Origin of the sequence: Tumebacillus lacus (genome assembly GCF_026410385.1) — a bacterium.
GTDB classification, from domain to species: Bacteria; Bacillota; Bacilli; order Tumebacillales; family Tumebacillaceae; genus Tumebacillus; species Tumebacillus lacus.
Window position 1 is genome coordinate 66,447 of sequence record NZ_JAPMLT010000015.1, and the last position, 23,469, is coordinate 89,915.

Consider the following 23,469-nt stretch of genomic DNA (forward strand, 5'->3'; position numbering starts at 1 on the left):
ACTTTCGATGATTTCCAAAGAGCAGATGCTGTACGAAGGCAAAGCAAAGAAAGTCTACGTCACCAACGACCCGAACCTGTACATCGTGGAATACAAAGACGACGCAACCGCGTTCAACGGCGAGAAAAAAGGCACGATCACCGGCAAAGGCCAGCTGAACAACGCGATCTCCAAGATCTTTATGGAGATGCTAAACGAGCGCGGCATCCCGACCCACTTCGTCGAACAGCTGAACGACCGTGAACAACTGGTCAAAAAAGTCGAGATCATCCTGCTCGAAGTAGTCGTTCGCAACATCGCAGCCGGATCCCTGGCCAAGCGCCTGGGCATGGCGGAAGGCACCGTACTGCCGAAGACGGTCGTCGAGTTCTACTACAAAAACGACGACCTCGGCGATCCGCTGATCAACGACTCGCACATCGACGTGCTGGAGCTGGCAACGCCGGAGACGGTTAAACTGCTGGAGCAATACGGCCGCCAGATCAACGACATTTTGGTCGAGTACCTGAAGTCCCGCAACGTGACCTTGGTCGACTTCAAACTGGAGTTTGGCATCACCCCGCAAGGCGACGTGATCCTCGCTGACGAGATCTCGCCGGACACCTGCCGCTTCTGGGATGCCGACACCAAGGAAAAATTGGACAAAGACCGTTTCCGCCGCGATATGGGCAATGTAGAAGAGGCGTACCAAGAGATGCTGCGCCGTCTGGGAGGAGTCGAAGCATGATGATCGCAAAAATTCACGTCACCCTGAAAGGTTCTGTCCTCGACCCGCAAGGCACCACGATCACGAAATCCCTGAACTCGCTGGGCTACGACGAAGTGCGCGACGTGCGCATCGGCAAATATATGGAAGTCAAGATCGACACCACCGACCGCAAGATCGCAGAAGAGCGCGTCACCGAGATGTGCGAAAAGCTGCTGGCGAACACCGTCATCGAGAAATACGAATTTGAACTGGTGGAGGCGTAAGAGATGAGATTCGCCGTACTGGTATTCCCGGGTTCAAACTGTGACATCGACGCGGTGAAAGCGGTGGAAGACGTGCTCGGCGAACCGGTCGACAGCGTCTGGCACACCGAGACCGATCTTTCCCAATACGACTGTGTGATCGTGCCGGGCGGGTTCTCCTATGGCGACTACCTGCGCAGCGGCGCGGTCGCTTCGCTCTCGCCGGTGATGGGCGCTGTTAAAGAGCACGCGGCTGCCGGCAAGCTGGTCATCGGCATCTGCAACGGCTTCCAAATCCTCACCGAGACCGGTCTGCTGCCGGGTGTGCTCCGCCATAACGACCACTTGCAGTTCCGCTGCGAGATCTCGGAACTGCGCGTGGAGAACACCGACACCGCCTTCACGAACGACTACGAAAAGGGTCAAGTGATCCGCATCCCGATCGCGCACGGCGAAGGGAACTATTTTGCCGATCAAGCGACGATCGACCAACTGAAGGCAAACAACCAGATCGTCTTCACGTACCATGGCACCAACCCGAACGGCTCGATTGAAAATATTGCCGGGATCTGCAATGAACAAGGCAACGTGCTCGGCATGATGCCGCATCCGGAGCGCGCCGTGCATGAACTGCTCGGCTCGGCCGACGGCAAAGCGATGTTCACTTCTATTTTCCGGACCTGGGGGGAGAAGCACGGTGCGTAACGAACCGACTCCGCAACAAATCGCCGAAGAAAAAATTTATCGCACGTTCGGTCTGAACGATGAAGAATACGCGCGCATCCTCGAACTGATGGGCCGTCAGCCGAACTACGTGGAAACGGGCATCTACTCGGTCATGTGGTCCGAGCATTGCTCCTATAAATCGTCTCGCCCTGTTTTGAAAAAGTTCCCGACCAGCGGCCCGCACGTTCTGCAAGGGCCGGGTGAAAACGCCGGGATCATCGATATCGGCGACAACCTCGCCGTTTCCTTTAAGATCGAATCGCACAACCATCCGTCCGCCATCGAACCGTACCAAGGCGCGGCCACCGGCGTCGGCGGCATCATCCGCGACGTCTTCACGATGGGCGCGCGTCCGATCGCGCTGCTCAACTCGCTGCGCTTTGGCTCCATCGAAGGCGACGGGGCAGAGAACGTCCGCAACCGCTACCTGTTTGGCAACGTCGTCGCCGGCATCGCAGGCTACGGCAACTGCATCGGCATCCCGACGGTCGGCGGCGAAGTGGTGTTCGACGAGCGCTATACGCACAACCCGCTGGTCAACGCGATGTGCGTCGGCATCATGACCCACGACGAGATCGCAAAAGGCTTCGCATCGGGCGTTGGCAACCCGGTCCTCGCCGTCGGTGCCCGCACCGGCCGCGACGGCATCCACGGCGCAACGTTCGCCTCGACGGAAGACCCGCACAGCAAAGAGCGTTCCGCTGTCCAAGTCGGCGACCCGTTCATGGAAAAACTGCTGCTCGAAGCCTGCCTCGAACTGATCGCGACCGGCGAAGTCGTCGGCATCCAAGACATGGGCGCTGCAGGTCTGACCTCCTCCTCCTCGGAGATGGCAGCCCGCGCCGGTTCCGGCATCGAGCTGGACATGCTGAAAGTGCCGCGCCGCGAAGAAGGCATGACTTCGTATGAGCTGATGCTGTCCGAGTCGCAAGAGCGCATGCTCGTCGTCATGAAAAAAGGCCGCGAACACATCGCCGAAGAGATCCTCTCCAAATGGGGCCTCGAAGCGGCTGTCATCGGCCGCGTCACCGACGACGGCATGCTCCGTCTGAAAGAAGGCGACGAGACGGTTTGCGAGATCAACGTCTCCACGCTCGTCGACGATGCGCCGGTCTATCACCGTCCGTCCGCTCGTCCGGCCTACCTCGACGAGACGCTGGCGTTTGACCCGGCTGCCGTCGCAGTTCCGTCCGACCTGACCGAGACACTGCACCAACTGCTGCGCACGCCGACCATCGCCTCCAAGGAATACGTCTACCAGCAATACGACTACATGGTCCGCACCTCGACCATCGTCCGCCCGGGCTCCGACGCTGCGGTCGTCTCGATCCGCGGCACCCGCAAAGCGCTGGCGATGAGCACCGACGGCAACGGCCGTTACGTGTACCTGAACCCGCGCGTCGGCGGTCAGCACACCATCGCCGAGTCGGCGCGCAACCTGGTCTGCTCCGGCGCGAAACCGCTGGCGGTCACCGATTGCCTCAACTACTCCTCGCCGGAGAAGCCGGAGATCTTCTACCAATTCGAAGAATCCTGCGCCGGCATCTCGGAAGCGTGCGTCGCTCTCGGCACGCCGGTCATCTCCGGCAACGTGTCCTTGTACAACCAGACCAACGACATCGACATCTACCCGACCCCGATCATCGGCATGGTCGGCCTGATCGAAGACACCGATCACATCACCACCCAAGAGTTTAAAGGCGCGGGTCATCCTGTATTGCTCGTCGGCCCGCAGACGACCGGTGCGATCGGCGGCTCCGAATACCTGAAAGTCGTGCACGGCAAAGTGGCAGGCGATGCTCCGGCACTCGACCTGACCGTGGAAAAAGCGCTGCAAGACGCGGTGCTGACCGCGATCCAATCCGGCCTCGTCCTCGCAGCTCACGACTTGGCGGAAGGCGGCCTCGCCGTCGCACTGGCAGAGTCTGCAATCGGCGGCAAGCTCGGCGCGACGATCAACTTCGCATCCGGCCAGCGCCTCGACGAAGCGCTGTTTGGCGAAGCGGGCTCCCGCATCGTGATCGAAGCAGATCAGGCGAACCTCGACGCATTGGAACGCATTTTCAACGAAAATGGTGTGCCGTTCGCCGTAATCGGTGAAACCGGCGGTGACCGCCTGACGATCAAGATCAACGGCGAAGCGGCCATCGACGAAGCAGTGGAACATCTGGAGGCGACTTGGAGAGGAGCGATCCCATGTCTCATGAAGTAACCCCCCGAGACTTCGGCTGCGAACTCGACGACGAGATCTTTGATAAATTTCATGAGGAATGCGGCGTGTTCGGTGTCTTCGGGCATCCGAACGCCGCAGAACTCACCTACTTTGCCCTGGTCGCGCTGCAACATCGCGGCCAGGAGTCGGCGGGGATCGCCACCGTCGACGGCGTAAAACTGTATCACCACAAAGGCATGGGGCTGGTGTCTGACGCGATTCCGAAAGACACCCTCCCGCGTCTGTCCAAAGGCCATGCGTCCATCGGCCATGTCCGCTATTCCACGACCGGCGTCTCGCAACTGATCAACGCGCAGCCGCTCGTCTTCAATTTCCAGCGCGGCAATCTGGCTTTGGCTCACAACGGCAACCTGACCAACGCGTTGCAACTGCACGGTTTCCTCGAACGTCGCGGTGCGATCTTCCAGTCCACCTCCGACACGGAGGTCATGGCACATCTGATCGCCCGTGCGGGCAATCAGGAGATGGAAGCGAACATCCGCGAGGCTCTCTCCATCGTCAAAGGGGCGTACGCGTTTGTCATCCTCACCGATGACAAGATGTTCGCGATGCGCGACCCGAACGGTCTGCGCCCGATGGTGCTCGGCAAAATCGGCGACGCGTACTGCGTGGCGTCGGAGTCTTGCGCGTTTGACACCATCGGCGCGGAGTTGATCCGCGATGTGGAGCCGGGCGAGATGCTGATCATCTCCGCAGAAGGCGTAGAGTCGACCCGTTTCTCCTCGGCGGGCAAACAGTCGCTCTGCACGTTTGAATACATCTACTTCGCCCGTCCGGACTCGGACATCGACGGCTACAACGTCCACATGGTGCGCAAAGAGTTTGGCCGCCAGCTGTACCGAGAAGCTCCGGTGGAGGCGGACGTCGTCATCGGCGTGCCCGACTCGTCGATCTCGTCGGCGATCGGCTATGCGGAGGCGGCTCATCTCCCGTATGAGATCGGCCTGATCAAAAACCGCTACATCGGACGCACGTTCATCCAGCCGTCGCAAGAGCTGCGCGCCCAAGGCGTCAAGCTCAAGCTCAGCGCGGTGCGCAAGATCGTCGAAGGCAAGCGCGTGATCATGATCGACGACTCCATCGTGCGCGGCACCACGTCCGGCCGGATCGTCTCGATGCTGCGCGACGCGGGGGCGACCGAAGTCCACGTCTTGATCGCATCGCCGCCGGTTACGCACTCCTGCTTCTACGGCATCGACACATCGTCCCGCGACGAACTGATCGCAGCCAATAAAACGGTGCCGCAGATCCGCGAGTACATCGGCGCCGATTCGCTGTCGTTCCTCAGCGAAGAGGGCATGATGAAAGCGTTCGGCTTTGACGGCAGCGGCGATCACGGGCATTGCAACGCGTGCTTCACCGGCCGTTATCCGGTGGAGATCCACGAGGAATTTACGAAATCTCATTTTGAACGCTAACAGGGTGGAGGAGACACAGCGATGAGTGAATTGTACAAAGCGGCGGGTGTAGACATCGACGCAGGCAACGAAGCGGTCAACCGGATGAAATCGCACGTGGCTCGCACCAAGCGTCCGGAAGTCGCGACGCTGCTCGGCGGTTTTGGCGGCGGATTTGCGCTCGACACGTCGAAATACAAACAACCGATCCTCGTCTCCGGTACGGACGGCGTCGGCACCAAGCTGAAGCTCGCGTTTGCGATGGACCGTCACGACACCATCGGCATCGACGCGGTGGCGATGTGCGTGAACGACATCGTCGTGATGGGGGCGGAACCGCTGTTCTTCCTCGACTACCTCGCGACCGGCAAAGTCGTGCCGGAAACGATTGAAGCGATCATCAAAGGCGTCGCGGACGGCTGTGAGCAATCGGGCTGCGCGCTGATCGGCGGCGAGACGGCGGAGATGCCGGGGATGTATCAGGACGGCGAGTATGACATCGCCGGATTTACAGTCGGCGTCGCGGAAAAAGACAAGATGATCGACATCCGCAACGTGCAAGCGGGCGACGTGATCGTCGGCCTGTCCTCCAGCGGCATTCACTCGAACGGCTATTCGCTGGTGCGCAAACTGTTCTTTGGCGATCATGAGTACGCGCTTGACCACGTCTTCCCGGAGATCGGTCGACCGCTTGGCGAAGAATTGCTCACCCCGACGCGCATCTACGTCAAATCGATCCTCGCGCTGCTCGAACGCTTTGACATCCGTGCGATGGCGCACATCACCGGCGGCGGCTTCTTGGAAAACATCCCGCGCGCGCTCCCGGAAGGCGTGTCGGCAGAGATCGAAGTCGGCTCGTGGCCGGTGCACGGTGTCTTCCAGGTGATGCAACGCCTCGGCAACATCGATGCGTTCGACCTCTATCGCACCTTCAACATGGGCATCGGCATGGTGTTGGTCGTCCCGGCTGCGCAGGCAGAAGAGATTCGGGCGGCGGCAGAAGCGCTCGGTGAGCGGGCACATGTGATCGGCCGCATCATCGAAGGGCCGCATGACGTGCAGTTGAAGGGATTGTAGGGTACGATGGGAAAAATGAGGAAAACAAAATTTGCTATCTTTGCATCAGGGTCCGGGTCGAATGCCCAGACCCTCTTTGATCGAGTGGCGGACGGCACCATCGACGGCGAGATCGCCTGCGTGATCTGCGACCGTCCCGGCGCGAAAGTGATTGAGCGGGCGGCGCAGGCGGGGATCGAAACGCTCGTCTTCGACGTCAAGGAGATGGGCGGCAAAGACGCGTACGAGGCGGAAGTCGTGCGCGAACTGCAGGCACGAGGCGTGGAATACGTCGTCCTCGCCGGGTACATGCGCCTGTGCGGACCGACCTTCCTCGCCGTGTACAGCGGCCGGACGATCAACTTGCACCCGTCGCTGTTGCCGCTGTTCCCGGGCAAGGACGCCATCGGCGACGCGTTGGCAGCGGGCGTGAAATACACCGGCGTCACCGTGCATTTCATCGACGAAGGCATGGACACCGGCCCGATCATCCGACAAGAGACGGTGATGATCGACCCGGACGACACCCGCGAGACGCTCGCACCGAAGATTCACGCGGCGGAACACCGACTGTTGCCGGCCGTGACAGCAGATCTCATCGCAGGACGGATTCATTTTGAGGGGAGAACAGAGAAATGATGAAACGAGCACTGATCAGCGTATCGGACAAGACCGGAGTCGTCGAACTGGCTCAAGCATTGGTGCGCCACGACATCGAAGTCGTCTCCACGGGCGGCACGCACAAACTGCTGGCCGATGCGGGCATCCCGGTCACCAACATCTCGGACGTCACCGGATTCCCGGAGATCATGGACGGCCGTGTGAAGACCCTGCATCCGAACGTATTTGGCGGCTTGCTGGCGATTCGCGGCAACGAAGAGCATATGGCGGCGATTGAAGGGCTGAACATCCGACCGATCGACTACGTGATCGTCAACCTCTACCCGTTCCAAGCGACGATTGAAAAACCGGGCGTCGATTTCGAAGACGCGATTGAAAACATCGACATCGGCGGTCCCTCGATGCTCCGCGCAGCTGCGAAAAACTGGCAGGACGTCGCGGTCGTCGTCGATTCCGGTGACTATGCCCGCGTCATCGACGCGCTGGACAACGGCACCCCGCTGACCCGCGATGAAAAGCTCGCTCTGGCAGCCAAAGTATTCCGTCACACCGCCGCGTACGACGCGTTGATCTCGCAGTACCTGACCCGCGTCACCGGCGTTGAATACCCGGAGCGTCTCACCGTCACCTACGAAAAAGTCCAAGACCTGCGCTACGGCGAAAACCCGCACCAAGGTGCGGCGTTCTACCAAGAGCCGGGCGCGGCCCTGCACACCATCGCAGGCGCGAAGCAACTGCACGGCAAGGAACTGTCCTACAACAACATCAACGACGCCAACGCTTCGCTCTCCATCGTTCAAGAGTTCAACGAACCGGCAGTCGTCGCGATCAAACATACCAATCCGTGCGGCGTGGGCGTGGCGGAAAACATCTACGACGCCTACATGAAAGCGTACGAAGCGGACCCGGTCTCGATCTTTGGCGGCATCGTCGCGCTCAACCGCGAAGTGGACGCAGCGACCGCGCAAAAGATGAGCGAGCTGTTCCTTGAGATCATCCTGGCTCCTTCCTTCTCGGAAGAAGCGATGGCGATCCTCACCCAAAAGAAAAACCTGCGCCTGCTCACCGTCTCGATGACTCCGCAAGGCGGCATCGAAGTGTTGGGTGCACCGCGCACCACGCTGAAAGTCCAAGGCGGTCTCTTGATCCAAGACCTCGACGTTCGCCAACTGGGCGACGAAGACATCAAAGTCGTGACCAAGCGTCAGCCGACTGAGGACGAGCTGAAGCAACTGCTCTTCTCTTGGAAAGTCGTCAAGCACGTCAAATCGAACGCCATCGTCGTCGCGCGCGAAGACCGCACCGTCGGCGTGGGCGCAGGCCAGATGAACCGCGTCGGCGCTGCCAAGATCGCTTTTGAACAAGCGGGCGACCTTGCCAAAGGCGCCGTGCTCGCGTCGGATGCCTTCTTCCCGATGGCCGACACCGTGCAAGCGGCGGCAGCGGCCGGCATCACCGCGATCATCCAGCCGGGCGGCTCGATCAAAGACGCAGACTCGATCGCCGCAGCGGATGAAGCGGGCATCGCGATGGTCTTCACCGGCGTGCGTCACTTCAAACACTAGAGCGGGAGGTATCGGACAGATGAAAGTTCTCGTCATCGGCGGCGGCGGCCGTGAACACGCCATCGTTTGGAAACTGGCTCAGTCGTCGCAGAAGCCGACCCTCTACTGCGCACCGGGCAACCCCGGCATCGCCCAGCTCGCCACCTGTGTCAACATCGGCGGCGAAGAGGTGTCGGCACTGGCCGACTTTGCCGAGCAAGAAGGCATCGACCTGACCGTCGTCGGCCCGGAAGCTCCCTTGCTCGCCGGGATCGTCGATCATTTTGAAGAGCGTGGCCTGAAAGTCTTCGGACCGAAAAAAGCGGCGGCGATGGTGGAAGGTTCCAAAGCGTTTGCCAAAGCCCTGATGGAACAAGCAAACGTGCCGACCGCCCGCTACGCGGACTTCACCGATCTGGAAGCGGCGCGCAGCTACGTCCGTGAGCAAGGCGCACCGATCGTCATCAAAGCGGACGGCCTCGCCGCCGGCAAAGGCGTCGTCGTCGCGATGACGCTGGAAGAGGCGGAGTCGGCGCTCGACATGATGATGAAAGACAAAGCGTTCGGCGACTCGGGCAGCAAAGTCGTCATCGAAGAATTCCTTACCGGCCAAGAAGCGACCGTCATGGCGTTCGTCGACGGCGACACCGTCCGCCTGATGGTTCCGGCTCAGGATCACAAACCGGCGTACGACGGCGACAAAGGCCCGAACACCGGCGGCATGGGCACCTACTCCCCGGTGCCGGTCGTCGACGAGGCTCTGCTGACTCGCGTAGAAGCGGAGGTCATCCGCCCGGTCATCGATCATCTGAAGGCGGAAGGCACCCCGTACAAAGGCGTGCTCTACGCGGGGCTCATGCTCACCGAGCAAGGCCCGAAAGTGATCGAGTTCAACGCCCGTTTCGGCGACCCGGAGACTCAAGTCGTGCTGCCGCGTCTGGAGACCGACCTGCTCACCGTCTTCCAAAGCGTTGCCGACGGTCGACTCGCTGATCTCGAACTCCGCTGGTCCGACCAAGCGGCTGTCTGCGTCATCCTCGCAGCGGGCGGCTACCCGGCCGACTACCGCAAAGGCGACGTGATCACCGGCCTCGACACGGCAGGCGATGACAGCATCATCTTCCACGCCGGCACCAAGACCACCGACGCCGGCACCGTCACAAACGGCGGCCGCGTCCTCGGCGTCACCGGCTTCGGCACCGACCTCAAAGCGGCCCAAGCAGCCGCCTACCGCGCCGTCGAGCAAGTCAAGTTCGAGGGCATGCACTACCGCACGGATATCGCAGAAAAGGCGTTTCGCCAATAAAAAAAGCGCACTTCCAAACCGGAAGTGCGCTTTTCGTTTGCTTGTGATTACACAAGTGCGTATGCTAAAATAAGAAAAAGGACTGTTGATGCGTCAACATCCACAGTCCAGTTTTGCAACAATTGATGCTCATCGAGAGTGTCGGCTCGATCTACTTTGTTGAAATAGACCTTCCCTGCGCACGTCACTGCTTAGGAAGGTCTATCTTTCTTTCTTAAATGCCAGCCATATCTGAAAGATCCCGTACTGGACCATCACGATCAAACCTGTGACAAGTATCACTACGAGCAGTTTCTGAAAGACTGTCATTCACCCACCCCCTTTCAAACGGGGATGAGCCGACCTCCTGGGAGAACAATTCTTCAATTGTGCAATTCGAATTCTAGCAAATGCGCACGCAAAAAGATAGACCGCCGGGGCTGATCCCGGCGGTCTTTTTTTTTCATGTCGATACGTCTCTACAGCCAACCCATCAAGTTCACGCCGACACCGACCGCAAACGTGAGGACAATCGCCAGCGAGAAGGTGCGGACGATGACCCATTTGTCATAGACGCGCGGCAGCAACAGGATGTTGCGGATGTCGATCATCTGGCCGATGACGAGGAAACTCAGCACGCCTCCGCCGGTGGTCAGCGAGGCGAGGGAGCGGGCGACGAAGGCGTCCGCTTCGGAGCAGAGCGAGAGGATGACCGCCAGCGCCATCATCACGAGCACCGACAGGATCGGATGGTCACCGATCGCTTGCGTGACCGATGCCGGCATAAACGTTTGCAGCAGGGCGGCGACGGCCGCCGAGATGACGACAAAGATGCCGACTTCGAAGAACTCGATCACTGCGTGGTTGATCACGTAGTTGAATACTTCACGAGGCGTGCGGCGCGGGGTCGGAGCTGTTTCTTCAACCGTCGCGGCCGTTTCCAGCATCGGCAGTTCCAGCCCCATCGGACCGGCGGAAGCGCCGGCCAGAGCCGGTGCACCGGCCGCTTTGCGCTTGTTTTCCGCGGCGAGCAGCACCCAGCCGATCGTCACGGCGATGCCAAACGTAGCCGCGACGCGCGCCCACATCATCGTCGCATTAAACCCGAACGCGACGAACGTGGCGATCATCGTCAGCGGATTGATGACCGGAGCGGAGAGCGTAAACGCCATCGCAGCAGAGACCGGCATGCCTTTGCGAATCAAGGAGCGGGCGACCGGAATGGTGCCGCAATCACAGACAGGCAGCACCATCCCGATAAACGTCGCACCGACGACAGACAGCGCGCCGCTCTTCGGGAGCAGTTTCATCATGCGTTCCTGCGAGACCAGCGCTTGAATCAGCGAGGAGATCATGACACCGAGCACGACGAAGGGAAGTGCTTCAAGAATGATGGATAAAAAGATGGTTTGTGCAGATTGCCACATGGTGACAGTTCCTCCGATCTAGAGCGAGAATTGCGAGTAGAGGTACGGATGTTTCGGCGCGTCGATCGGCTTGACTTCGTGGCCGGTCAGGAACGGTTTGTACGGATAGCCTTGGAACCACGCGGCAGCCGGGATCGAATCGAGGTGCGGCAGTTTTTGCAGACCGACGGTGCCGTAGACTTCGACCCATTGGTCGTTTTGCAGATCTTTGGCTGCGTCCGACTCGACGAGCAGGGCGACGGCGGTGGAGTCTGCCGAACAGTGAGCGATCATATAGCGCATCAGCAGGAAGCGGTTATCCGGCCAGCCTTCCGGTTTGACGACAAAGCCGACGATTTTGAAGCGTTTGTCGTAGTAAGATTCCGGCACGAATGCGATGCTCGACACCATGTCGTTGAGCCTTAGTTCTTCACCGGGCGTCGGGACGACCGGCTGTTGTCCGGGCAGTTCCGTTTTGGCGCGCGGGACTTTCGACATATCTGTCTTGTTTTTCGAAGCGGTGGCAGAGGCGAGCGGCGCCGCGTCCTTCTTTTGCCCGGCTTGAGCGGGGGCAGGCGTGGAGGCCGGTTGTGCAGCGGCCGTCTCCGTCGGTTTGTTCTCCGTCGTCGCGGCGGGCGTTGTCTCAGCCGCCGTTTCGGGATCCGCAGTTGTCACCGTATTTTCCAACTCGACGGTGATCGGTGCGACCTGCAGGCCGCTGTTGATCATCGAGGCGCCAAGTGATTGGGTCGGCATGGTCACCCCGATCACCAGCGGAACCGCCAGGATCACCCACGACAGTTTGGGGCGCGGGTTGTGGTCGTGATCGTGCCCGCAGTCGAGGTTGTGGTCATGGTGGTGGCCGCAGGATGCATGATCGTGGTCGTGGTCGTGATGATGATCATGTCCGTGCCCGTGATCGTGCCTGCAGTCGTGCTCGTGCTCCGACTTGGCCGGGATGAGACAATATCCGCTCATCAGTACCAGCACGCCTGCTGTGACCCCGAGCAGATTGGCAGCCAGCGGCGAGAGCAGATTGTACACTTCGCCGGTGACCAACAGTTTGATCAGGTACAGGGCAAATCCGAACAAGATGATTCCTTGCACCACTTTTCCGGCTTCCCATTTTCGTGTCTTCATAGCAAAGCCTCCCTTTTCTTTCTCTGTGTGCATTCTCTTTAGAAAGAACAACAATCAGATAATTCAAACTCTGATGGATAGTATACCAAAAAACAGAGTTTAGTAAATCATCCTAGTTGATACTCCAATCATTTACTAAATCGATTCGAGTGCCTGCTTGTCTTCGTTTTCATAGTGATTTAGGTCTATGTACAGAGTCCTATTTAAAAGAAAATGCTTCTGTTAGGCCGTAATAAAGTGTAAAATAGAAACGGGGAAATGTGTCTAATTACCCATTGATCACTCTTTATCACCTGGGATGCCTAGGTAGATTTACACAGAGCGAAAAGCAGGGGCAAGCCCGCTGAATCTGTGATAAAATGAGTGAAGCAATATTTACTCTGGACAACCTGATCCCTTACAAAATGTGGTTCCCCACCCTTCAAAATGAGGGTGAGATCAACATGTAAAAAAATTGTCGAAATGACGGGAATCGGCTCGTAAATTTTCTTTCCAGATCAAGGAATCGGCTAACGAAAATAGAATGTTTCTTTAGAATGGATGGTTTCCGTCACCTATGAATATCGGACTGATACTTAAAAACGCTTCTTATCTTTTATCCAGCAATCTGCTCGTCCGCGTGATCACCGCTCTGGCGTCGATCTGGGTGGCGCGCTACCTCGGGGTCGAGGACTACGGCATGCTCGCCGTCGGCCTGGCATTTTCCGGGGTGGCCGGCTACTTCACCGACATGGGCATCACGCACACGCTGATCCGCGAAGGCACGAAGCCAAACGCCGACATCCCCGCTCTGATGGGCGCGTTTGCCAAATGGCGGATGGGGTTTGCTGTGCTGACGGCGGTCGCCTCGGCTTTGCTGATCGAAGTGCTGTACAGCGGGTCGGACCTGCGCCCTGTCCTCTACTGGATGGTGATGCCGACCGTGCTTGGGGCCAATCTGGTCGGCATCGGCGCGGCCTACTTTCAACTGACGCAACAGATGAAATTCACCGCTTTGATCCGGACGGTTGCCGGGCTCGCCACGGCGGCGACGCTTTGCCTTGGTATCGTATTCCAGTGGCCGCTCTTGCTGCTGGCCGCCGTGTACGGTTGCTCCAGTCTGCTCGGCGGGGTGCTGTCCCTGTGGCTGGTACTGAAAAAGGTCCGACTCACGAAAGGCGGCGATGCAAAGGCGTTGCTGCAAGGGCTCGGGTCGTTCATGCTCGGCGGGCTGGTCGTGATGCTGTTGCCGCAACTGGGTCCGCTGGTGCTCGAACGGGTCGCCGATCTGACGCAGGTCGGGTATTTCGCCGCCGCGTACCGGATCCCGGTGGTCTTGTACCAATTTCCAGGCATCTTGGCTGCCGCGTTTTACCCGCTTTTGTTCCAGTACGGCAATGAAAAGCGGCTGGACGAGCATCTGCGCTTGAACGTGTTGCAACTCAAGATGATGAGTTTGATGGGCATGTTGATGGCGGTGCCGTTTCTGTTTTACGCCGATTGGTGGGTCGAACTGCTCTACGGCGTCGAGTTTGCTCAAGCGAGCGGACTGCTCGCCATGCTGGCGGTGATCGTGATCCTGCAGTCGATCAACTTCCCGCTCGCAGACAGCCTGACCACCAAAGGCCAGCAGTTCCGCCGTACGATGGTGTTGATCGCAGCGGTCGTCGTCGGGACCGCGCTGTACGCCGTCCTCGGCTCCCGCTACGGAGCGACGGGCGGCGCGTATGCAGCGCTGGCGACGGAGGGCGTACTCTTGATCGGAAATCTCGCCATGAATCGCACCGGCGTGCAACTCCTGTGGCGAGGCCTCGCAGTCAATCTGCCTGCGTTTGCCATCGTGGCGCTGCTCGGGTTCACGGTGCTGCGCGACGCGCATCCGTTGATCGGGGCGCCGCTGCTCGGACTGTTGCTTATTGGACTGGCAGCCGGTCTCGACCGCGAACTGCGCACAAAAGCGCTCGGGATCGTCCGGGCGCGTCAGAAGAAGACGTTGAATGCCTGATTGAAAGGGCAGAGGGGGATAAATGGGGATGGACGTGTTGATCGGAACGGCCGGGGGAACCGGCACGGGCGGTGTGAGATCGTACATCATGACCCTGCGCGACGCGCTGATCGGTGCGGGCGTGGGAGCGGAGTTGGCTTTCCCGGACGATGTGACCACCGGGATGAAAGCAAAAGCAGCCTTGAAAGCGATGGGGGATCGCGACAAGGCGCGGCGGGAACTGACCCGTCTGATCTCGCAAAACGCGGTGCAAAAAAGCCGCGCGATGCACAAAACATCCGGATTTGACCTGATCCACGCGCAGGAGGTCAACTACGGCTCGATGGCGCCCGACCTCGGTCTGCCGGTGGTGCTGACGGTGCACGGCCCGGTCTCCCGGGAAGCGAAGATGCTCGGCAAAGGCGGCACGCACTATTTTGACTACCTCGTCGAGCGCGAGCGGATCGCCTACGAACGGGCGACGCATATCATCGCCGTCGACACCGGCCAGCGCGACATCGTCGTGGAAGACTACGGCATCGACCCGGCCAAGATCACGGTGATCCTGAACGCGGTCGACGCGAACCGCTTTGCTCCGAAATCGCAGGACGAGATCCCGGCACCCGCAGAGCCCTTTTTCCTCGTCCCGCGTCGACTCGTTCCGAAAAACGGCGTGCTGACCGCCGTCGAAGCGTTTGAAAAGCTCGGCGACATCAAAGAAAAGCTCTGGATCGCAGGCGAAGGCCCGGACCTGCCGCGACTGGAATCGTACGTGGCGGCAAACGGACTGCAGGATCGGGTGAAGTTTATCGGCTCGGTCGACAGCGACCGCATGGTTGAACTGGTCAACCAATCGACCGGCGTGATCGTACCGTCCGTCCCGGTGGAAGGCGTCGTCGAAGCGTCCTCGATCTCCGCTCTCGAAGGCATGAGCGTCGGCAAGCCGGTGCTCGCGTCGAAGATCGGCGGTCTCGCAGAGATCATCGAACACGGCGTGACCGGTCTGCATTTTGAAGCGGGGGACGCAAATGCGCTGGCCGACGTGATCCGTCAAGCCAGCACCGACGCCGACCTCTGCCGCCGGATCGGGCAAAACGCCCGCGACGCGGTGCTCGCGGAACACAGCAGCGAAGTCTGGATCAAGAAAGTGATCTCCGTCTATGAACGAGTCCTCTAACGCACAGCCGCCCGTCAACGCGCGTAAGATCGCGCTCTTCCTCCCGTCGCTGCGAGGCGGCGGAGCGGAGAAAGTCACGGTCAATCTGGCCAAAGGTTTCTTGGAAAAAGGCTTTCAAGTCGACATCGTGCTCGCCAAAGCGGAAGGCCCGTATCTCAAGCAGGTGCCGGAAGGGGTGCGCGTCGTCGACCTCGGCACCGGTCGCGTGTTCAAAGCGATGCGCCCGCTGATCGCCTATCTGCGCACCGAACGCCCGTGGGCGCTGATCTCCGGCATCTCGCATGCCAACGTGACGGCGATCCTCGCCCGTCTGGCCGCCATGTCGCCGACACGGCTGCTCGTCGTCGAGCATTGCACGCTCTCCAGTGCACAGGCGGACGCCGTCTCGGTGCGGGCGCGTACGATGCATCTGTTCATGCGGATGCTCTATCCGCTCGTCGACCGTGTGATCGCTGTTTCAAGAGGCGTGGCGGACGATCTGGTGCAGACGCTCGGCCTCGCCAAGAAAAAGGTCGAGGTGATCTACAATCCGATCATCGACGCCGACCTGCTGGCCCGCTCGCAAGAACCGGTCGATCATCCGTGGTTCCAAACAGGTTCGCTGCCGGTGATCCTTTCGGTGGGGCGGTTGGAATATCCGAAAGACTTCGCCACTTTGCTCCGCTCCTTTGCGATCATCCGCCAATCGATCCCCTGCCGCTGCGTGATCCTTGGCGAAGGCCCGGACCGGGCGCAGATCGAAAGGCTCGCGGAGGAACTCGGCGTCAAGGACGACCTGTGGATGCCGGGCTTCGTGGACAACCCGTACGCCTACATGAGCAAAGCCCGCGTACAGGTGCTCTCCTCGCATTGGGAGGGGCTGCCGACGGTGCTGGTCGAAGCGTCCGCATGCGGCACGCCGATTCTGGCGACCGACTGCCCGAGCGGCCCGCGCGAGATCATCCGAAACGGCGAAAACGGACAGCTCGTCCCGGTCGGCGATGAAAAATCGATGGCTGTCGCGCTCACCGACGTGCTGACCGGCCAGCGGAAAAGCAAAAGCTCGGCCCTGTCGCGCTTTGAACTGTCGGCATCGGCCAGCCACTATCTGAAAGTGCTGGAAAACGGATAAAAGAAAACGGACAACTGAGAATGGACAGGAAGGAGGAAGCTCCTTGGCGATCACCAAATGGGGGATGTTGCCGCTCGGATTGTTGACCGTGCTGCTCGTCGGCACGATGAGCGCGCATCATCCTGTCGCCTCGCTGTATGCGGTGATGGGCCTCGTCGTGCTGGCGGTCGAACTCCTGCGCGAGAAAAAAGGCTGGGATCTGCTGACGGTGATCAACGCGTTGTACATCTGGCTCTACAGCATCGTGCCGATGGTGTTGATCACCGTGCCGGAAGACATCGGATTTTTCGTCGATTTCTCGCAGGAGGACTTCCTCGTTCCTTTTTTGATGGTGATGGCCACGTATGTCTGCATCGTATTTGGCTTCCTGACGGCGAAAAACAGTCCGCGCGGCATCGAGATCGAAGGGATCGAGCATCGAAAGCTCTCTTGGCTCTTCTGGTTTCTCCTCATCGTCGGCATCGCCTCGTTGCTGGGGTTCGGCGCCGTCTACGGCGGCATCGACAACTTGATCAAAAACGCCGACCGCATCCGCTCCGGCTTTCTCAAAGCGTCGAGTCCGCTCGTCTTTTTGCGCTCGCCGTCCGCCTTTATCTTTTCGGCGGTCTGGATCGGCGTCGCGATGCTGATCAAGCCGGAGCGGTTCCACAACAAGGTCTGGCGGTACTCCGCCGGGATCGTGCTCGTGGCGCTCGGCATCGTCGAAGCGCTGTCGACAGCCGGACGCTCGCAGCTCCTGTTCCTCTTCCTGCCGATGATCGTCGGCTACTTCAAGTGGACGGGCAAGCGGCCAAACATCGGAGCACTGCTCCTGATCGGCGTGCTCGGCATCACGATCGTCGTGTTCGGCTCCCAGATCTTTGCCGCCATGCACGGGGAGAAAAGCGCAAAGTCGAAACTGGATGAAGACGCCGGCGTCTTCACCGCTTTTACCAAAGAATTCGTACACCCCATCGGCTCTCTGCCCGTCCTGCTGGATGCCATGCCCCAAAAAGTGGAGCCCAACTTCTTCTTTGATGTGCCGGTGGGCGTGTTGCAGGTCGCGCCTGAGAAACTGCTCGGATTTGCTTTGCCGGGCACGGTGGCGGCGTACAACACCGAACTTTTGCTCGGGATCTTCACCCCGACAGTCCCGCCGGGGCTGGTTGGGTTTTTCTATTACAGTGCACTGTGGGCGGGGATACCCATCGGCGGCTTCTTGTTTGGCTATCTGCACGGTTGGCTCGACCGCTTCATCGGGAGTGCCGTCCATCTGCATCCGATCTTCGGGATCTACTACGCGTCGATCACGATCACCATCGTCGGTTTTATGATGGGCGGCGACACGCGGGTCTATGTGAACCTCTATCTGTACGGGCTGTGGATCGGCTGTATCGGCTGCGTGTTCCTGGCCGCCAAAAAGATCAAGTTTCGCCGCTATGTTCCGGCGCGCGAACGATTGGGGAAGGGTTAGATGACGATGGGGAAAATCAAAATTTTGCATCTGATCACAGGTCTTGGCACCGGCGGAGCGGAGTCGATGCTGTACAAATTGCTCTCCGCCACCGACCGCGACCGCTATGAGCCGGTCGTGCTCTCGATGATCGACCGGGGCACGTTCGGGGAGCGGATCGAAGCGCTCGGCATTCCCGTGCACACGCTGAACATGCGGCCGGGACGCCCGATGCCCATCGACGTGTGGCGACTGGTGAAACAGGTGAAAGAGATCCGCCCGGATCTGATCCAAGGCTGGATGTATCACGGCAACCTCGCCGCTCAATTGGCTGTGAGCCGCTTGCGGACGAAAGTGCCGGTGATCTGGAACATCCGCCATTCGCCGTACCAACTCCAGTTCGTCAAGCGGAGCACGGCGACGGTGATCAAAATCGGCGCGTTCTTCTCGCAAAGCCCGCAGCGGATCATCTACAACGCGCGGGTCTCCGCCGATCAGCATGAAGCGCTCGGCTATGCGGCCGACAAGCGCGAGGTGATCCCGAACGGATTTGACCTCGACACCTATCGTCCGAACGGAGCGGCCCGCTACTCGGTGCGGCAGGCGCTCGGTCTGTCGGAGCAGGCGTTTCTGATCGGGCTGATCGGACGCTACCATCCGATGAAAGACCACGGCAACCTGCTCGACGCCATGGCACGCCTGCGGGCGCAAGGACGCGATGTGCACGCGCTGTTGATCGGCCGCGACGTCGACGGCAACAACGACGCGCTCACCGCCCGCATCGCCGAGCTCGACCTCAGCGACTGCATCCATCTGATGGGCGAGCGGCGCGACACGCCGACGCTGACAGCCGCGCTCGACCTGCTCGTCTCCTCGTCGTATGCCGAAGGGTTTTCCAACGTCGTCGGCGAGGCGATGGCCTGCGAAGTGCCGTGCGTCGTCACCGATGCGGGCGACTCCGCGTGGATCGTCGACGACACAGGTCTCGTCGTGCCGCCGCAAGATCCGGCCGCGCTGGCCGGGGCAATTGGCGAGATGATCGAACTGGGCGCAGCAGGCCGCAAAGCACTGGGCGTAAAAGCGCGTGCCCGGGTGAGCGAGCAATTTTCTTTGCCCGCGATCATCGACCGCTATCAAGCGCTGTATGAGAGCGTGTGGGAAAAGGAGCGTGGCAGTCGATGTGTGGTCTGACCGGATTTTGGGAGAAAGCCGGCCGCTCGGCCGAAGGGCTTGATCGCGTCGTGCAAGACATGGCCTTGGAGATCCTCCATCGCGGCCCTGACTCCGGCGGCCAGTTTGTCGACGCGGAGGCGGGCATCGCCCTCGGGCATCGCCGCCTCGCCATCGTCGACCTCTCGCCGGAGGGGCATCAGCCGATGTCGTCGCACAGCGGTCGTTACCAGTTTGTGTTCAACGGCGAGATCTACAATTTCCAAGACCTGCGCCGCGAACTGGAACAGGCGCACGGACGCCGCTTCCGAGGGCACTCCGACACCGAAGTGCTCTTGGAGATGTTCGAAGTGTACGGCATCGAGCAGGCGGTGAGCAAACTGGTCGGCATGTTCGCCTTTGCTCTGTGGGATCGCCGCGAGCGCATGCTGACGTTGGGGCGAGACCGCCTCGGGGAAAAGCCGCTCTACTACGGACGGTTGAAAAACGGCATTTGCTTCGGCTCGGAACTGAAGCCGCTCGTCACCCACCCGGACTTTGCAAATGAGATCGACAAAGACGCGATGACGCTCTACCTGCGCCACGGCTACATCCCGGCGCCGCGCACGATCTACCGGGGCGTGTTCAAACTGCCGCCGGGCACGATCCTGACGCTTGCCGCAGCGGACGGCGACCGTCTGCCGCAGCCGGTGCCCTACTGGAGCATCGGCGACGCGGTCGCAGCCGGACAGCGCGATCCGTTCACCGGCTCGCCGGAGGAAGCGGTCGACGAGCTCGACCGCCTGCTCCGTCAAGCGGTGTCCGGGCAGATGGTGGCCGACGTGCCGGTCGGAGCGTTTCTCTCCGGCGGCATCGATTCGTCGACCGTCGTCGCGGTGATGCAGGCGTTGAACGGACAGCCGGTGCGCACGTTCACCATCGGCTTTGATGAAAAAGGCTACAACGAAGCGGAGTTTGCCAAAGAGGTGGCTCGCCATCTCGGCACGCAACACACGGAGCTCTACGTCCGCCCGGAAGAGGCGCGCGACGTGATTCCCAAACTCCCGACTCTGTACGACGAGCCGTTCGCCGACTCCTCGCAGATCCCGACGCACCTCGTCGCAGCTCTTGCGAAACAGCAGGTGACGGTGGCGCTGTCGGGCGACGGCGGCGACGAACTGTTTGCCGGTTACACCCGCTACTCACTGGCTCAAGGACTGTGGGGCCGCGTGGGCAAACTCCCCGCCTTTGGCCGTACCGGTCTGGCGAAAGCGATGAATGCGATCCCTGTCGACACGCTCAATAAACTGACGGTGCTCGGCCCGCTCTTGGCCCGCTCGGGCAAAGCAGGCCCGGTCGGCGACAAAGTGCGCAAACTGGCCGACGTGCTCGAAGCAAGGCATGAAGGCGATCTCTATCGCCGTCTGATCTCCGTCTGGAAAGAGCCGGAGAGACTCGTGCTCGGCAGCAAAGAGCCGCAGACCGCCTTGACCGACCTGGCAGCTTGGCAAAACGCCGAGGGCTTTGTCGGCAAGATGATGAACATCGACCAACTCACCTACCTGCCGGACGACATTTTGGTCAAAGTCGACCGGGCGGCGATGGGGATCTCGCTGGAGACGCGCGTGCCGATGCTCGATCATCGCATCGTCGAGTTTGCATGGCGGCTCCCGGCCGAGATCAAGCGTCGCGACGGCCAGAACAAATGGGTGCTGCGCCGCGTGCTCGACCGCTACGTGCCGCGCGAGATGATCGAACGGCCCAAAATGGGCTTTGGCGTGCCGGTCGCCGGCTGGCTGCGCGGCCCGCTGCGGGAATGGGCGGAAGACCTGCTCGACGAACGCCGTCTGAGAGAAGAAGGCCATTTCCATCCGGAACCGATCCGGAGGGCGTGGGCCGAGCACTTGAGCGGCGGACGCAACTGGCAAGCACAACTGTGGACGATCCTGATGTTTCAAGCGTGGAGGGCAGAACAATGGCAGAAATAAAAAAGATCCTCGTCACCGGGGCGGCCGGCTTCATCGGTTCCCATCTCAGCAAGCGATTGCTTTCGGAAGGCCATGAAGTCATCGGCCTCGACAACCTGAACGACTACTACGAAGTGACGCTCAAAGAAGCGCGCTTGAATCGACTGACCGGCGAACCGGGCTTCACCTTCTACCGCGCTTCGCTCGAAGACAACGACGCGGTCAAAGACATCTTTGCCAAACACCGGCCGCAGGTCGTGATCAACCTCGCGGCGCAGGCGGGCGTCCGCTACTCGCTGGAAAACCCGCGCGCCTACATCGACGCCAACGTGGTCGGCTACCTGAACATCCTCGAAGCCTGCCGCCACAACGGAGTGGAGCACCTGATCTACGCGTCCTCCTCCTCCGTCTACGGGGCCAACAAATCGATGCCGTTCTCCGTGCACGACAACGTCGACCATCCGCTCTCGCTGTATGCGGCGACCAAAAAGTCGAACGAGCTGATGGCGCACACCTACTCGCACCTGTTCGGACTGCCGACGACCGGACTTCGCTTCTTTACCGTCTACGGGCCGTGGGGGCGGCCGGACATGGCGCTGTTCCTGTTCACCAAAAAGATTCTCAGCGGCGAGCCGATCCAAGTGTTCAACAACGGCCAGATGAAACGCGACTTCACCTTCGTCGACGACATCGTCGAAGGGATCGCCCGCCTCGTGCACAAACAGCCGGAGGGCAACCCGGAGTGGAGCGGCTTCGCACCCGACCCGGGCACGTCCTACGCACCCTACAAGATCTACAACATCGGCAACAACTCGCCGGTCGAACTGATGACCTACATCTCCACGCTCGAAGACAAGCTCGGCGTGAAGGCGATTAAAGAGTTCCTGCCGATGCAAGCGGGCGACGTCCCGGAGACGTACGCTGACGTCGAGGATCTGATGCAGGCGGTCGGATTTGCGCCGAAGACATCGATTGAAGACGGGATCGGCCAGTTTGTTCAGTGGTATCGAGACTATTACGGGGTGAACTGACATGAGAAAAATCGGGGTAGTAGGACTGGGGTACGTCGGGTTGCCCGTCGCGGTCGCTTTCGGGCAAAGACACCGTGTCGTCGGCTTTGACATCAATCGCCACCGCATCGAAACGCTGCTGGCAGGCATCGACTACACAGGGGAAACCACGGCGGAAGAACTCCAATCTGCCGACATCGACTATACGTATGAGCCGGAGCGTCTGGCCGATTGCGACTTTATCATCGTCGCCGTGCCGACCCCGGTCGACAACGCCAAACAGCCGGACTTCACCCCGCTGGTGAAGGCATCTGAGACGGTCGGCCGCCACATGCGGGCCGGCACCATCGTCGTCTACGAATCGACCGTCTACCCGGGCGCGACCGAAGAAGTCTGCGTGCCGATTCTGGAAGCGTGCTCCGGTCTGAAAGCGGGCGTCGACTTCACCGTCGGCTACTCCCCGGAGCGGATCAACCCGGGCGACCACGAACACACCTTCCGCAACATCGTCAAAGTCGTCTCCGGCCAAGACGAGGACACGCTGTCTGTCGTCGCCGACGTTTACGGCTCGGTCGTCGACGCAGGCGTCTTCCGCGCCGCTTCGATCAAAGTGGCGGAGGCGGCCAAGGTCATCGAGAACACGCAGCGCGACCTGAACATCGCGCTGATGAACGAGCTCGCTCTGATCTTCGACCGTCTGGAGATCGACACGGCCGACGTGCTGGCTGCGGCCGGCACCAAATGGAACTTCTTGAAATTCACCCCCGGACTCGTCGGCGGCCACTGCATCGGCGTCGATCCGTACTATCTGACGCACAAAGCGGAAAAAGTCGGCTACCACCCGCAGGTGATCCTCGCCGGCCGCCGCATCAACGACGGCATGGGCGCGTTCATCGCCACCTCGCTGGTCAAGCAGATGATCTTGCGGGGCGTGCCGATCCAAGGCTCCCGCGTCACCGTGCTCGGCCTGACGTTCAAAGAAAACGTGCCCGACCTGCGCAACTCCCGCGTGATCGACATCATCAACGAACTGCGAGAGTACGGCATCGACGTCCAAGTCACCGATGCGCTGGCCGACTTTGACGAAGCCCGTCACGAATACGGACTCGACCTGCTCACGCTCGAAGAGTTGCAACCGGCCGACGCCGTCGTGCTGGCCGTCCCGCACCGCGACTATCTCGATCACGGCTGGAGCCTGCTGAGCCGCCTGCTCAAAGACGGCGCCGGCATCGTCACCGACGTGAAAAGCGTGCTGAACCCGCAGGAGCGCCCGGACGAGATCGCGCTGTGGAGGCTGTAAG

19 protein-coding genes are annotated in these 23,469 nt (G+C 60.4%); 17 read left to right on the forward strand and 2 right to left on the reverse strand.

Annotated elements, in window-relative coordinates; translation table 11 throughout:
• Window positions 1-10 precede the first annotated feature (10 nt).
• Genes purC through purD form a run of 9 tightly spaced genes read left to right on the forward strand, consistent with a single transcriptional unit; the run spans window position 11 to window position 9,834 of the window.
• Window positions 11-727, forward strand: a complete 717-nt coding sequence (gene purC / locus OS242_RS19240) for a phosphoribosylaminoimidazolesuccinocarboxamide synthase (protein WP_267153357.1) — start codon at window positions 11-13, stop codon at window positions 725-727.
• Window positions 724-972 (forward strand): phosphoribosylformylglycinamidine synthase subunit PurS, encoded by a 249-nt coding sequence (purS, locus tag OS242_RS19245; RefSeq protein WP_267153326.1) that lies wholly within the window; start codon window positions 724-726, stop codon window positions 970-972. Before purC ends, purS begins: the two co-directional genes overlap by 4 nt.
• 3 nt (window positions 973-975) lie before the next feature.
• On the forward strand, window positions 976-1,656 hold the full coding sequence (gene purQ, locus OS242_RS19250) for a phosphoribosylformylglycinamidine synthase subunit PurQ (RefSeq protein ID WP_267153327.1): 681 nt from the start codon (window positions 976-978) through the stop codon (window positions 1,654-1,656).
• Window positions 1,577-3,889 (forward strand): phosphoribosylformylglycinamidine synthase subunit PurL, encoded by a 2,313-nt coding sequence (gene purL / locus OS242_RS19255; protein ID WP_407702134.1) that lies wholly within the window; start codon window positions 1,577-1,579, stop codon window positions 3,887-3,889. The genes purQ and purL overlap by 80 nt, the downstream gene beginning before the upstream one ends.
• Window positions 3,874-5,328 (forward strand): amidophosphoribosyltransferase, encoded by a 1,455-nt coding sequence (gene purF, locus OS242_RS19260; RefSeq protein ID WP_267153329.1) that lies wholly within the window; start codon window positions 3,874-3,876, stop codon window positions 5,326-5,328. The genes purL and purF overlap by 16 nt, the downstream gene beginning before the upstream one ends.
• A gap of 21 nt (window positions 5,329-5,349) precedes the next feature.
• Entirely contained in the window at window positions 5,350-6,384 is a 1,035-nt protein-coding gene (gene purM / locus OS242_RS19265; RefSeq protein WP_267153330.1) for a phosphoribosylformylglycinamidine cyclo-ligase, read from the forward strand.
• Window positions 6,385-6,399: 15 nt separating this feature from the next.
• Window positions 6,400-7,002, forward strand: coding sequence for a phosphoribosylglycinamide formyltransferase (gene purN, locus OS242_RS19270; protein WP_267153331.1), 603 nt, complete (start codon window positions 6,400-6,402; stop codon window positions 7,000-7,002).
• A complete protein-coding gene (gene purH, locus OS242_RS19275) occupies window positions 7,002-8,549 on the forward strand; it encodes a bifunctional phosphoribosylaminoimidazolecarboxamide formyltransferase/IMP cyclohydrolase (RefSeq protein ID WP_267153358.1) in 1,548 nt (515 codons plus the stop codon). Before purN ends, purH begins: the two co-directional genes overlap by 1 nt.
• 19 nt (window positions 8,550-8,568) lie before the next feature.
• Window positions 8,569-9,834, forward strand: a complete 1,266-nt coding sequence (gene purD / locus OS242_RS19280) for a phosphoribosylamine--glycine ligase (RefSeq protein ID WP_267153332.1) — start codon at window positions 8,569-8,571, stop codon at window positions 9,832-9,834.
• Window positions 9,835-10,292: 458 nt separating this feature from the next.
• Here purD and OS242_RS19285 read toward each other — a convergent pair whose 3' ends face one another.
• Entirely contained in the window at window positions 10,293-11,240 is a 948-nt protein-coding gene (locus tag OS242_RS19285) for a permease (protein ID WP_267153333.1), read from the reverse strand.
• A gap of 18 nt (window positions 11,241-11,258) precedes the next feature.
• Window positions 11,259-12,359, reverse strand: coding sequence for a TIGR03943 family putative permease subunit (locus OS242_RS19290; RefSeq protein WP_267153334.1), 1,101 nt, complete (start codon window positions 12,357-12,359; stop codon window positions 11,259-11,261).
• A 556-nt stretch (window positions 12,360-12,915) separates the two neighbouring features.
• On the opposite strand from OS242_RS19290, the gene OS242_RS19295 reads away from it, so the two are divergent.
• Genes OS242_RS19295 through OS242_RS19330 form a run of 8 tightly spaced genes read left to right on the forward strand, consistent with a single transcriptional unit; the run spans window position 12,916 to window position 23,468 of the window.
• Window positions 12,916-14,343, forward strand: a complete 1,428-nt coding sequence (locus tag OS242_RS19295; RefSeq protein WP_267153335.1) for a flippase — start codon at window positions 12,916-12,918, stop codon at window positions 14,341-14,343.
• 28 nt (window positions 14,344-14,371) lie between these two features.
• Window positions 14,372-15,499, forward strand: coding sequence for a glycosyltransferase family 4 protein (locus OS242_RS19300; protein WP_267153336.1), 1,128 nt, complete (start codon window positions 14,372-14,374; stop codon window positions 15,497-15,499).
• On the forward strand, window positions 15,483-16,610 hold the full coding sequence (locus tag OS242_RS19305; protein ID WP_267153337.1) for a glycosyltransferase: 1,128 nt from the start codon (window positions 15,483-15,485) through the stop codon (window positions 16,608-16,610). Before OS242_RS19300 ends, OS242_RS19305 begins: the two co-directional genes overlap by 17 nt.
• Before the next feature lie 43 nt (window positions 16,611-16,653).
• Window positions 16,654-18,063: an O-antigen polymerase gene (locus OS242_RS19310; RefSeq protein WP_267153338.1), complete on the forward strand. Its 1,410-nt coding sequence runs from the start codon at window positions 16,654-16,656 to the stop codon at window positions 18,061-18,063.
• Entirely contained in the window at window positions 18,064-19,233 is a 1,170-nt protein-coding gene (locus tag OS242_RS19315; RefSeq protein ID WP_267153339.1) for a glycosyltransferase family 4 protein, read from the forward strand.
• Window positions 19,221-21,179: an asparagine synthase (glutamine-hydrolyzing) gene (gene asnB, locus OS242_RS19320; protein WP_267153340.1), complete on the forward strand. Its 1,959-nt coding sequence runs from the start codon at window positions 19,221-19,223 to the stop codon at window positions 21,177-21,179. The genes OS242_RS19315 and asnB overlap by 13 nt, the downstream gene beginning before the upstream one ends.
• Window positions 21,167-22,189 carry an NAD-dependent epimerase gene (locus tag OS242_RS19325; protein ID WP_267153341.1) on the forward strand — a complete coding sequence of 341 codons (1,023 nt, stop codon included), beginning with the start codon at window positions 21,167-21,169 and terminating at the stop codon, window positions 22,187-22,189. The genes asnB and OS242_RS19325 overlap by 13 nt, the downstream gene beginning before the upstream one ends.
• A gap of 1 nt (window position 22,190) precedes the next feature.
• On the forward strand, window positions 22,191-23,468 hold the full coding sequence (locus OS242_RS19330) for a nucleotide sugar dehydrogenase (protein WP_267153342.1): 1,278 nt from the start codon (window positions 22,191-22,193) through the stop codon (window positions 23,466-23,468).
• Window position 23,469: the final 1 nt, after the last annotated feature.